Annotated in this window: 10 protein-coding genes; 6 read left to right on the top strand and 4 right to left on the bottom strand. The window is 73.0% G+C overall.

Annotated elements, in window-relative coordinates; translation table 11 throughout:
* Positions 1-2: 2 nt before the first annotated feature.
* From OG242_RS18845 to OG242_RS18835, 3 genes are all read left to right on the top strand, one after another.
* Complete coding sequence (locus tag OG242_RS18845; protein WP_405899284.1) at positions 3-884, top strand: hypothetical protein; 882 nt, start codon at positions 3-5, stop codon at positions 882-884.
* 73 nt (positions 885-957) lie between these two features.
* Positions 958-1,737, top strand: coding sequence for a DUF3152 domain-containing protein (locus tag OG242_RS18840; RefSeq protein ID WP_405899283.1), 780 nt, complete (start codon positions 958-960; stop codon positions 1,735-1,737).
* A 114-nt stretch (positions 1,738-1,851) separates the two neighbouring features.
* Positions 1,852-2,538, top strand: a complete 687-nt coding sequence (locus tag OG242_RS18835) for a DUF3152 domain-containing protein (protein WP_405899282.1) — start codon at positions 1,852-1,854, stop codon at positions 2,536-2,538.
* Between the two features lie 22 nt (positions 2,539-2,560).
* On the opposite strand, the gene OG242_RS18830 is transcribed toward OG242_RS18835, so the two are convergent.
* From OG242_RS18830 to OG242_RS18815, 4 genes are all read right to left on the bottom strand, one after another.
* Complete coding sequence (locus OG242_RS18830; RefSeq protein WP_405899281.1) at positions 2,561-3,205, bottom strand: imidazolonepropionase-like domain-containing protein; 645 nt, start codon at positions 3,203-3,205, stop codon at positions 2,561-2,563.
* 7 nt (positions 3,206-3,212) lie between these two features.
* Entirely contained in the window at positions 3,213-4,412 is a 1,200-nt protein-coding gene (gene mqnC / locus OG242_RS18825; protein WP_405899280.1) for a cyclic dehypoxanthinyl futalosine synthase, read from the bottom strand.
* A 71-nt stretch (positions 4,413-4,483) separates the two neighbouring features.
* Positions 4,484-6,268: a serine/threonine-protein kinase gene (locus OG242_RS18820; RefSeq protein WP_405899279.1), complete on the bottom strand. Its 1,785-nt coding sequence runs from the start codon at positions 6,266-6,268 to the stop codon at positions 4,484-4,486.
* Between the two features lie 297 nt (positions 6,269-6,565).
* Positions 6,566-7,444 carry a menaquinone biosynthetic enzyme MqnA/MqnD family protein gene (locus OG242_RS18815; protein WP_405899278.1) on the bottom strand — a complete coding sequence of 293 codons (879 nt, stop codon included), beginning with the start codon at positions 7,442-7,444 and terminating at the stop codon, positions 6,566-6,568.
* Between the two features lie 285 nt (positions 7,445-7,729).
* On the opposite strand from OG242_RS18815, the gene OG242_RS18810 reads away from it, so the two are divergent.
* The 3 genes from OG242_RS18810 to OG242_RS18800 all read left to right on the top strand — a co-directional run bounded on the left by OG242_RS18810 (position 7,730) and on the right by OG242_RS18800 (position 12,162).
* A complete protein-coding gene (locus OG242_RS18810) occupies positions 7,730-7,933 on the top strand; it encodes a cold-shock protein (protein WP_003967102.1) in 204 nt (67 codons plus the stop codon).
* A 183-nt stretch (positions 7,934-8,116) separates the two neighbouring features.
* Positions 8,117-8,950, top strand: coding sequence for a MerR family transcriptional regulator (locus tag OG242_RS18805; RefSeq protein WP_405899277.1), 834 nt, complete (start codon positions 8,117-8,119; stop codon positions 8,948-8,950).
* 245 nt (positions 8,951-9,195) lie between these two features.
* A complete protein-coding gene (locus tag OG242_RS18800) occupies positions 9,196-12,162 on the top strand; it encodes a BTAD domain-containing putative transcriptional regulator (RefSeq protein ID WP_405899276.1) in 2,967 nt (988 codons plus the stop codon).
* The last annotated feature ends 79 nt before the right edge of the window (positions 12,163-12,241 follow it).

Genomic DNA, 12,241 nt, shown 5'->3' with positions numbered 1-12,241 from the left:
TCATGCACGTGTTCACGGACACCTCCCCGGGCGGCGAACCCGGCCGGGAGGACCAGGAGACGCTGATCCGGGTTGCCATGGAGCGGGCGACCGAGGGCGCGCCGCCGCTGCCCGACCTGGTGCCCGTCGCCCTGGTCCAGGGCCGCCGGCGCCGGGTCCGGGCCCGCGCGGCGATCGGTGGGGCGACGATCGCCGTGGCCGCCATCGGGGTGTTCGCCACCACCCTGCCGGTGTGGGGCGGGGACGCGGCAGCTACGCGGAACGTGTCCGCCGCCTCGTCGGCCGGTGCCACCGCCGTCCCGCGCGCCGTCCGCACTCCCGTACACATCGAGCCCAGCCCCGGCGAGTCGTCCATGGCGGACCTGCCGGCGGCCGAGCGGGCTTGGCAGGAGGAGTTCCAGCAGCGGGCGGCCGCGGTGTTCGACGAGCTGCTGCCCGACGCGTTCGGCACGGTCCACCCGGTCGACCTCGCCGTCAGCCGGTACCAGGGCGGGAAGGACGGCCCGGTCTTCCCCCTCATGTTCTCGGTCCGCCCGCAGGCGGGACCGGAGGCGACGCCCGCCGATCCCCCCTGCACGTCGATCCCGGAGAAGCACCTCCGGTGCAGGGAGGCGACGCTGCCGAACGGCATCACGATCCGGGCCGTCACCGCGTCGGGGAACGAGAAGGAGGGAAAGACGATCACCGGCACCACCCTCACCTTCGAGCGCGGCCGCAGCAGCGTTAAGCTCTCGGTCGGGGGCGACGACCACGCCATGGTGTCGGCGCCGGTGACGACGGACCAGTTGCTCGCCATCGCCCAGGACGCACGGTTCCTGGAACTCGTCGATGACGCCGACGCCCATCCGATGGAGCCGAAGAAGGATATGGTCCGTGGCGGCTGACACACGGGTGGCGCGGCACGGCCGGGGCGGCCGGCGGCGCGCCCGCCGAACGCGGAGGCGTGGCCGGATACGGGTGCTCGCCGCCCTCGCCGTACCGGCCGCACTGATCGCCGCCGTCGTGGTCCTCGCGCCCCACTGGCCGGGCGGGGACGACACCTCGGCGTCCGCCGCGGCGCGCCCCCGCCCGGCTGCCGCGCCGTCCACGAAGCCCTCCCGGAGCCCGGAACCGGCAAGGAGCCCGGCGCCCGCACGGAGTCCGGCGCCCTCCGTGAAACCTAAGCCCTCCCCCACCCGCATCCCCGCCTCCGGCCCCGGCACCTTCACGGCCGCCCGCGCCGACACGTCGTCCTCCGGGCAGTACGCATACCGCGTCGAGGTCGAGGACGGTTCGGGCGTCGACCCGGACGAGGCCGCCGCGCGGATCGCCGGCATTCTCGCCGCCCCGCGCGGCTGGGGGGAGGGCGGGAAGCGCTCGTTCCACCGGGTGGCGTCGGGGCCGGCGGGGCTGGTCGTACGGATCGCCACCGCGGCCACCACCGACCGGATCTGCGGGAAGGGCGGAATGAACACCCACGGCGAGGTCAACTGCCGGCTCTACGAGAAGGTGATGGTCAACCTCAAGCGCTGGCAGACCGGTTCGCCCGAGTTCGACGGCCCGCTGAACGACTACCGCGCCCTGATCATCAACCACGAGGTCGGCCACTGGCTCGGCCACGGCCACGAGACGTGCCCCGGCAAGGGCCGGCCCGCCCCCGCGATGATGCAGCAGATCTACGGTCTCAAGGGGTGCGTCGCCAACGCCTGGCCGTATGACGAAAAGGGGACATACCTGGGCGGCCCATCCGTGCCGTAACGATTCCTCAGGCGGACTCGGCCCGACCTCATATGGATGTGGACTGAACCAATTCGCCCGGTCGCCGGTCCTACAGCGGGGGACGGAACCGCCGAGGACTGGGGAGGGGCACGGATGCCCGAATGGAAAGGGCGCCGGGGAAAGCGGAGGGAGAGCGGGCGCAGCCGGCTGCTCGTGCTCGCCGTCGTACCGGTCGTGGTCGCGGCCGCCGCCGTCGCCGGCCTCCGCTGGAACGACGCGCGCACGCCCGCGTCCGAGGCCGCCTTCACCGTGGCCCGGGCCGCCGCCACCGCGGGCGGGGACGGCAAGGCGTACCGGGTCGAGGTGGAGGACGGCTCCGGGCTCGACGCGGACAAGGCCGCCTCGGTCGTCGCGCGCATCCTGGCCGCGCCGCGGGGCTGGTCGCACCGCGGGGAGCACACCTTCCGGCAGGTCGCGAAGGGCCCGGTCGGGCTGGTCATACGGATCGCCACCCCCGGGACCACCGACCGGATCTGCGGAGAGAGCGGCCTCGACACCCACGGCGAGGTCAACTGCCGCGTCGGCGCCGTCGTCATGGTCAACCTGAAGCGCTGGCAGACGGGTTCGCCCGAGTTCGACGGTCCGCTGGGTGAGTACCGGGCCCTGATCATCAACCACGAGGTCGGCCACTGGCTCGGCCACGGCCACGAGACGTGCCCCGGCAAGGGCCGCCCGGCGCCCGCGATGATGCAGCAGATCGACGGCCTCAAGGGGTGCGTCGCCAACGCCTGGCCGTACGACGCCAAGGGGCGTTACCTGGGCGGCCCCGCGGTGCCGTAGGCCCCTGCCGGCAGGCCCCCCGCTACCGCCCCCGGTACACCAGCCGCCCCGCCGCGATCGTCGCCACACAGCTCGCCGCGCCCGCCGCCAGCAGCGCCGCCTCGTCCGGCGCGTCGAAGGCGGCGAGGTCCGCGCGGCCCCCGGCGGTGAGCGGTGCCGCCGTCGCGTCGGACACCGCGCCCGCCCCGGCCAGCGGGTCGAGCCGGGGCCCGTCGGCGGACGGAACGGCCGGGGCGGCGACCGTCAGCCCGGAGCGGCGGACCGCCGTGAGCAGGGCGGCCGGTGTCCCGGGCGGGGCCGTCACCGCGGTCGTCCCGAACCGCAGCATCCGGTGCAGCCCGCGCCGCACGCTGCCCGCCCGCCACGTCTCCTCGGGCCCCAGCGCGTCGAGCGCTCCACCGGTCAGGGGCTCGGTGCCCAGGGCGTCCGCCTCGCGGGGGTCGGGGAAGTACCACTCCCCCAGCAGCCGGACCGCGTCGCGCTGGAGGAGGCCCGGGGTGAGGACGCCCGGCCACTGCCGGACGCGGGCGCCGGGGTGGGCGGCGGCCACCTCCTCGTACGGCCCGAACGCCGCGATGGACGCGTCCCGCACGGCCACCGCACCGCCGGGCACGGGTGCGCGGCCGCCGCCCGGCAGGAGCAGGGCGGCGGCGTGGATCGTCAGCAAGGCGCCATCAGTTGGCGCTCAGGAGCTTGAGCTCCGGGTGCGCGGTTCCGCCCTCGATCGCGACGGACGAGATGTGCGAGACGACGCGCTCGTCGACCGGGTCGTTCGCCGGGTCGTCGTGCACGACGAGGTGCTCGTACGTGGTGGCGCGCTGGGCCGGGACCCGGTCCGCCTTGCGGATCAGGTCGATGATCTCCAGCCGGTTGGAGCGGTGCTTGGCGCCGGCCGAGGAGACGACGTTCTCCTCCAGCATGATCGAGCCCAGGTCGTCCGCGCCGTAGTGCAGCGACAGCTGACCGGCCTCCTTGCCGGTGGTCAGCCAGGAGCCCTGGATGTGGGCGACGTTGTCCAGGAAGAGCCGCGCGATGGCGATCATCCGCAGGTACTCGAAGAGCGTGGCCTGCGTCTGCCCCTTCAGCTTGTTGTTCTCCGGCTGGTACGTGTACGGGATGAACGCCCGGAAGCCGCCGGTGCGGTCCTGCACGTCACGGATCATGCGCAGGTGCTCGATGCGCTCGGCGTTCGTCTCGCCGGTGCCCATCAGCATGGTGGAGGTGGACTCGACGCCGAGGCCGTGGGCGATCTCCATGATCTCCAGCCACCGCTCGCCGGACTCCTTGAGCGGGGCGATCGCGGTACGCGGCCGGGCCGGCAGCAGCTCGGCGCCCGCGCCCGCGAACGAGTCGAGGCCGGCGGCGTGGATACGGCTGATGGCCTCCTCGGCGGAGACCTTGGAGATACGGGCCATGTGCTCGATCTCGGACGCGCCGAGCGAGTGGATCACCAGCTGCGGGAACGCCTTCTTGATGGCCGAGAAGTGCTCCTCGTAGTACTCCACGCCGTAGTCCGGGTGGTGCCCGCCCTGGAACATGATCTGCGTGCCGCCCAGCTCGACGGTCTCCGCGCAGCGGCGCAGGATGTCGTCGAGGTCCCGGGACCAGCCCTTGGCGGTGTCCTTCGGCGCGGCGTAGAACGCGCAGAACTTGCACGCCGTGACGCACACGTTGGTGTAGTTGATGTTGCGCTCGATGATGTACGTCGCGATGTGCTCCGTACCGGCGTAACGGCGGCGGCGCGCGGCGTCGGCCGCGGCGCCCAGGGCGTGCAGCGGCGCCGACCGGTAGAGGTCGAGCGCCTCCTCCGGGGTGATCCGGCCGCCTTCGGCGGCTCGGTCGAGGATGGGCTGAAGGTCGGCCTTCTCGGTCACCGGGCTGTCACCTTTCGGCGGTTTTTCAACGGATCTACGGACGGTTCAGCGTACGCCAGCGCCTGTGGCGGTCAGCCGCCGGACCGGGTGAGCGTGCCGTACGGAAGTCCCGCGTCCTTCTCGTCGGAGCGGAAGCGGAGCGTGCCGTCGGCCGCCCGGGTGAAGTGGAGGTCGGAGGGTGTGGTGGTGCAGAAACCGGCCGTGCCCGGGCGGTCGGGGTCGGCCCGTTCGCGCAGTTCCAGCTCCTGGTCGGTGCCGGAGGTGAGCGTGGCGACGCTGTGGCAGGTGATCTCCACGCCGAGGGTGGAGACCGAGGTCGTCAGGCGGGCCACCTCCGTGCCCTTGCGGCCCTTGGTGAAGACGGCGGTGAGCGTGCCGTGCGGCGCGCCCGTGGTCTTCTCGGTGAGCGGTCCCTTCCAGGTGCCGACGTACGCGTCGGGCAGTTCGGCGGCCCCGCCCGGGCTCGGCGTGGGGCTCTTCGCGGGGCTCTTGGTGGCTGAGTCCGTCGGGGGCGAGGGCTCGCCGGAGGTGGACGGGGTGTGCCCCACGTCCCCGTGCCCGACGTTGCTGCTGTCGCCGCCGCCGGTGCCCGGCATCAGGTCCAGCAGGAACGCGCTGCCCACGGTCACCGCGGCCAGCGCCCCGGCCACCGCCAGCGCGACGGTGCAGCTCACGCGCCGCCGCCCCGCGCCCTCCCCGCCCGCCGTCGCGCCCAGGGTCAGGCTCCGCCCGCCGGTCCGCTGCCCCGGCAGCCCGTCGCCCCCGGCGGTCCGCGGGTACGGCGGGTCGACCGGCGGCCCGAAGGAACCCAGCGCGGGCCCCGGAGCGGCCGAACCGAACGGAGCGGCCGAACCGAACGGGCCCCCCGCACCCGGTCCGGCCGCGGGCTCGCCCGCCACCGCCCCCGCCCCGAACGACGGGTTGCTGAACGGCACCGGCCCCGACTGCACCGGGGCCTCCTGCGGTTCCAGGTCCAGCAGGGCCACCGCCGACCGGCTCACCTCGCGCACCAGCGGTCCCGGCAGCCAGCCCGCCGCCACCGCGGCCGCCGCACCGCCCGGCACCAGCCGGCGGGCCAGCTCGTCCGGGGTCGGCCGCCGCTCCGGGTCCTTGGCCAGGCAGGCGGCGATGGTCTCGCGCAGGTCGCCCTCCAGCTCGCCCAGCTCCGGTTCCTCGTGGACCACCTTGTAGAGGAGGACCGCCGACGAGTCGCCGAGGAAGGGTGCGGAGCCGGTCGCCGCGTACGCCAGGACCGCGCCCAGCGAGAAGACGTCGACCGCGCCCGAGACGTCGGTGCCCCGGATCTGCTCCGGCGCCATGTAGCCCGGCGAGCCCACGGAGACCCCGGTGGACGTGAGCGAGGCGGTCGCGTCGATGGCCCGGGCGATGCCGAAGTCGATCAGCCGGGGGCCGTCCAGGGCGAGCAGGACGTTGGACGGCTTCACGTCCCGGTGGATCAGGCCCCGCTCGTGCACCGCGGCCAGCGCCTCGCCGAGGCCGGCGCCCAGCACCCGTACCGCGTGCTCGGGCAGGGGGCCGTGCTCGGTGACGGCCGCGGACAGCGGCGGGCCCGCCACGTAACCGGTGGCGACCCAGGGGACGGGGGCGTCCGGGTCGGCGTCCAGGACGGGCGCGGTCCACTGGGCACCGATCCGCCGGGCCGCCTCCACCTCGCGCCGGAACCGGGCGCGGAACTGCTCGTCGAGCGCGAAGTGCGGATGGACGACCTTGACGGCGACGGTACGGCCGCCGGCACTGCGCCCGAGATACACGCGGCCCATACCGCCGGCGCCGAGTCTCCCGAGCAGCCGGTAGGCGCCGATGCTCAGCGGTTCCCCGGCTTCCAGCGGCTGCATATAAGGACTCCCCTGTGAACCCGGCCGGACCTCCGACCGAAGCCTAGTTCGTGTCCGCGAAGTCTGATCCGGCCACGGGGGAAACCATCCGCCGATTTCGCCCCCAAGGGAACGAACGACGTCATTCACCGCGATGAAAGGCGTGAATGCGCCGGTCCCCGCCGAGGGCCGATTGCGGTGGACGCGGGGGCGGATTGCGGGAGACACCGGGGGCGTACTCCCGATGTCTCCCGCAATCCGCCATTCATCGCATGTTCAACGAAATCGAAAATGCCATTCCCCGGCGGCGGGATGTTCTCATCCGCCGAGCAGCTCCACCTTGACGTCCGTCGGGTAGCCCGCGACGTCGCCGGTGCGGCGGGCGAACTCCTCTACGCCGGCCAGCTGGTCCGGGCCGAAGCGGAAGTCGAGCGTCGTGAAGTAGCGCTCCAGGACCTCCGCGTCGAAGGCCTCCCAGCGCGCCGCCTGCTCGGCGACCTTGGTGACCTCCTCCAGGGAGAGGTCGCGGGAGGCGAGGAACGCCTCGTGCACCTGCTTGACCGCGGCCGGCTCGGCCGCCAGGTAGTCCTTGCGCGCGGCCCAGACGGCGAAGACGAACGGCAGGCCCGTCCACTCCTTCCACATCGCGCCCAGGTCGTGGACCTGGAGCCCGAGCCGTGGCGCGTCGTGCAGGTTGGCGCGCAGGGCCGCGTCACCGATGAGGACGGCGGCGTCCGCCTCCTGCATCATCAGGCCCAGGTCGGGCGGGCACGTGTAGTAGTCGGGGTTGACTCCGTACCGCTCGGCGAGCAGCAGGCGTGCCAGCCGTACGGAGGTGCGGGAGGTCGAACCGAGGGCGACCCTGGCGCGGTCCAGGTCCTCCAGGGGCCGCTGCGAGACGATCACGCACGACATGACGGGGCCGTCGCAGCCGACCGCGATGTCGGGGAAGGCGACCAGGTCGTCCGCGTTGCGCAGGAACTCGACCAGGGTGACGGGGGCGATGTCCAGCTCACCCCTGACCAGTTGCTCGCTGAGCTTCTCCGGGGTGTCCTTCGACAGCTCCAGGTCGAGCAGGGTTCCCGTCCGTGCCAGCCCCCAGTAGAGGGGAAGACAGTTGAGGAACTGGATGTGGCCGACGCGCGGCCGGGGGCGACGGTCGTCGACCGCGACGTTTGAAACGGTTGAATTGTCCACATCGCGAGGCTAGACCCGTCCTCGCCCGGCCGTCCCACCGGGGGCGGGCGGCGCACGGGAAGGCCCTCTCGGATGGCTCATCCGGACGCCAATCAAACATCCGGGTGAAGTGATCTTTCCCTCTACCCTTCCCTACACCCTGCGTGCTAGGCTCAACGGCAAGTTGCAGTTTGGTTTCCCTTGCAGTACAGAGCCTGCGGAGCATGTAACCCCGCAGGCTTTTGTAGTTTTCAGACTTCATTGCAGGTTCTGGAGCAGGGCAACCCTTTGGCCCAAGGAGGGCTTATGGCTACCGGAACCGTCAAGTGGTTCAACGCTGAAAAGGGCTTCGGCTTCATCGCCCAGGACGGCGGCGGCCCGGATGTCTTCGTCCACTACTCCGCGATCAACGCGTCCGGGTTCCGCTCCCTCGAGGAGAACCAGGTCGTGAACTTCGACGTCACTCAGGGCCCCAAGGGCCCGCAGGCTGAGAACGTCACCCCGGCCTAGGGCCTTTCGTTCGGACGATAGGCCCGGGGTTGCCCGGGTCGGCCGATCGCGGCCGGTAAGAGCAGTACCCAAGGAGCCCCGCTCCCCCGCACCGGCGGAGGAGCGGGGCTCCTGCCCGTGCGCGACCCTTCCCGCCCGTCCCTTGACCTTCACACCGTGTCAACCCGTGCAGTGGAGGACGTCATGTTCACCATTGGAGACTTCGCCCGGTACGGGCGGGTGTCGGCCCGCATGCTGCGTCATTACGACGAGATCGGGCTGCTGCGCCCGGACCGCACCGACCCCTCGACCGGCTACCGCTACTACGGCGCCGCCCAGCTCGCCCGGCTCAACCGGATCATCGCGCTCAAGGATCTCGGCTTCACGCTCCAGCAGGTGCGGGCCGTCCTGGACGAGACGGTGGGCCCGGAGGAGCTGCGCGGGATGCTGCGGCTGCGCCGTACGGAGCTGGAGGCGGCGATGGCGGCGGCGGCCGCACGGCTGGCGCAGGTCGAGGCGAGGCTCCGGTCCATCGAGAGCGAGGGACACATGTCCACGGACGACGTCGTGATCAAGAAGGTGCCCGCGGTGCGGGTCGCGGAGCTGACCGGGGTGGCCGGGAGCTACGAGCCGCAGGACATCAGCCCGGTGATCGGGCCGCTGTACGACCGGCTCTTCCCCCTCCTCGGGGAGGCGGGCGTCTGCCCGTCGGGCCCGGGGATCGCCCGGTACGAGGACGTGCCGGACGGCGGCGGGCGCGTAGTCGTGCACGCCGGGGTGACGGTCTCCGCGCCGGTGGGACCGGTCGGTGACAGCGGGATCACCGTGGTGGAACTGCCGGCGTTCGAGGCGGCGACCATCGTGCACCGGGGCAGCATGGACGCCGTGCTGCCCACCGCCCAGACCCTGGCCCGCTGGATCGACGCCAACGGCTACCGGTCGGCGGGGTACGCCCGCGAGATCAGCCTGGAGTGCCCGGAGGACCGGGCGAAGTGGGTGACCGAGCTCCAGGAGCCGGTGGTCCGGGCGACGGCCTGACGACCCGGGGGGCGCCCGCCGCGAGGCGACGCCCCCTTCTCGCACCCCTCTCGTCCCAACTGCCCCGTTCCACAATCGTTGTCGAGGGCTTGTGCAGAGAGTCATCCGTTACTGACGGGCCGACCCTTCACAAGGCAGACTGTTGACGGCGATATCAACGGTATGGAGCAATCCGGACAGCCTGTGGCCGATCCGGACACAGTGACCGTGCCGTGTGCTGTGCGCAGGCAGGACAGGAGGCAGCAATGGGCCGTGACGACGGGCCACGGGTACGAGTTCCGCGGCAGCGGACCCCCGAGCGGGGCCCGGAGGACGAGGCCGTGCTGCACTTCTGCGTACTCGGTCCCGTACGGGCCGGGCGCGGCGGCGAGCCGCTGCCGTCCGGTTCCCCGCAGCAGCGCGCCCTGCTGACGGCGCTTCTGCTGCGCGGCGGGCGCACGGCGACGGCCGCCGAGCTCATCGACGGCATCTGGGGCGACGAGCCGCCCTCGCAGGCGCTGGCCGCCGTACGCACCTACGCCTCCCGGCTGCGCAAGGTCCTCGGCCCCGACACCCTGGTCAGCGACTCCGGCGGCTACGCGATGCGCACCGCTCCCGACGCGCTCGACCTGACCGTCGCTCAGGAGCTGGCCGCCGGGGCGGAGAAGGCCCGGGCGGGCGGCGACCGGAACGCGGCGCGGGCCCTGCTGGACAAGGCGCTCGGGCTCTGGGACGGCGAGGCGCTGGCCTCGGTGCCCGGGCCGTACGCGGAGTACCAGCGCACCCGGCTGGAGGAGTGGCGGCTCCAGCTCACCGAGACCCGCCTCGATCTGGACCTGGAGGCCGGCTGCCACGCGGAGGCGGTCTCCGAACTGACCGCGCTCACCGCGGCGCACCCCTTGCGGGAACGCCTGCGGGAGCTGCTGATGGTGGCCCTGTACCGCAGCGGCCGGCAGGCGGAGGCCCTCGCCGTCTACGCGGACACCCGGCGACTGCTCGCCGAGGAGCTTGGCGTCGACCCGCGCCAGGAACTGGCCCAGCTCCAGCAGCGCATCCTGCGCGCCGACGAGGAACTGGCCCGCCCGGCGGACGAGCCGGCCCCCGCCGCGGCGCCGGTCCGGCCCGCGCAGCTGCCCGCCACCGTGCCGGACTTCACGGGCCGGGACGCGTTCGTCCGTGAGCTGGGCGACCGGCTCGCCACGGCGGAGGGCTCCGTGATGGCCGTCTCCGCCCTGGCCGGCATCGGCGGCGTCGGCAAGACGACCCTCGCCGTCCACGTCGCCCACCAGGCCCGCCGCCACTTCCCGGACGGCCAGCTCTACGTCGACCTCATGGGCGCCGGGGCCCGCGCCGCCGAGCCGGAGACGGTCCTCGGCGCGTTCCTCCGGGCCCTCGGCACCGCGGACTCCGCGATACCGGACACGCTGGACGAGCGCGCCGCGCTCTACCGCTCCACGCTCGACGGCCGCCGGGTCCTGGTCCTCCTCGACAACGCGCACGACGCCGCCCAGATCCGCCCGTTGCTCCCCGGCACGGAGGGCTGCGCGGCGCTCGTCACCAGCCGGGTGCGGATGGTGGACCTGGCGGGGGCGCACCTGGTCGACCTGGACGTGATGTCCCCCGAGGAGGCGCTCCAGCTCTTCACCCGGATCGTCGGCGAGGAACGCATCACCTCCGAGCGCGAGGCCGCGCTCGACGTCGTCGCCGCGTGCGGGTTCCTCCCCCTCGCGATCCGTATCGCCGCCTCCCGGCTCGCCTCCCGCCGCACCTGGACGGTCTCCGTCCTGGCCGCCAAGCTCGCGGACGAGCGCCGCCGCCTCGACGAGCTCCAGGCGGGCGACCTCGCGGTCAAGGCCACCTTCGAGCTCGGCTACGGCCAGCTGGAGCCTGCCCAGGCCCGCGCCTTCCGCCTCCTCGGCCTCGCGGACGGCCCGGACATCTCCCTGGCCGCCGCGGCCGCCCTGCTCGACCTGGACCCGCACACGGCGGAGGACCTCCTGGAGGCCCTGGTCGACACGTCCCTCGTCGAGTCCGCCGCCCCTGGCCGCTACCGCTACCACGACCTGGTCCGCCTGTATGCCCGCTCCTGCGCGGAACGCGACGAACAGGCGCCCGGGGAGCGGGAGGAGGCGCTGTCACGGCTGCTGGACTTCTACCTGGCGACGGCGGCGGGGGTGTACGCGCTGGAGCGGCCGGGGGACCGGCTGGTGGACCATCTGGAACGCACGGAGGGGGCGGGGCTGTCCTTCAGCGACCGGCACGACGCCCAGGACTGGCTCTACGCGGAGGCGGGCACGCTGCTGGCCTGTCTGCGCCAGTCGACCGCCCCCACGATGCTGCGCCGGTCGATCGATCTGCTCTGGGCAGCCCTGGACCTCGCCGAGTCCGGTGCCAACTCCAAGCAATTCGAGGTGGCCGCCTCCTTCATGCTGGACGCCGCGCGCGCCGGCGGCGATCGCAGGGCCGAGCGGCGCGCGCTGGTCACGCTGAGCAACGCCCACCTGGTGGCGGGCCGGTTCGCCCTGGCGGACCAGGAGGCTTGTCAGGTGCTGGAGTTGGCGCACGAAACGGACGATCCGCTCCCCGACTGCTGGGCGTACAACCATCGAGGGGTCATCGCCATCTACCAGAGCCGCCACAAGGACGGCGAGAAGTACCTGACCCGCGCGATCGAAGCCTTCCGTGCGGGCGAGAACCTTCCCGGGGAGGCGTCCTCGCTCTGCAATCTCTCCCGGGTCCACCTGGCCATGGGCCGTACGGTGAGTGCTGTGGCCCTGGCGAGGAAGGGCATCGAGATATACGACGGCATGGGCCACTCCCTGCGGGGCGCGAACGCCCGCTACGCCCTGGGCATCGCACTGACCCGGAGCGGCGACCTCCAGGAGGCGACAAGCAGCTTCCTGGAGGCTCTGGAGGTCTTCCGCGACAGCCGGCAGCGGCTGTGGGAGGGCATGACCATCTTCCGCCTCGCGGAGACCGACCTGGCCGCCGACAACCCGGCGCAGGCCGCCTCCAAGGCGGAGACCGCGCTGACGGTGCTGCGCGGCATCGGCGGCGAGTGGCGCCGGGGCAACGTGCTCACCGTCCTGGGGCGGGCCCTGGACGGCATAGGCCAGACGGGGCGTGCCGAGGCGTGCTGGCGCGAGGCGCTCGCCATCTACGACACCGACGGCTCCGAGGAAGCCGCCCAGATCCGTGCCCTGTTGGCCCGCGTCCCCTCCGAGCGGTCCTGAGGGCGACGGGCTGGTCGTTCATCGTTCGTTTATCGCCGGGCGGCAAGCTCATGCCTGTCGATCCGTCGCGTCGGGGGGC

This window comes from Streptomyces sp. NBC_00727, assembly GCF_045161745.1.
Taxonomy (GTDB): Bacteria; Actinomycetota; Actinomycetes; order Streptomycetales; family Streptomycetaceae; genus Streptomyces.
Note: the sequence above shows the minus strand (reverse complement) of the source record. Positions and strands in the feature narration are given on the sequence as shown.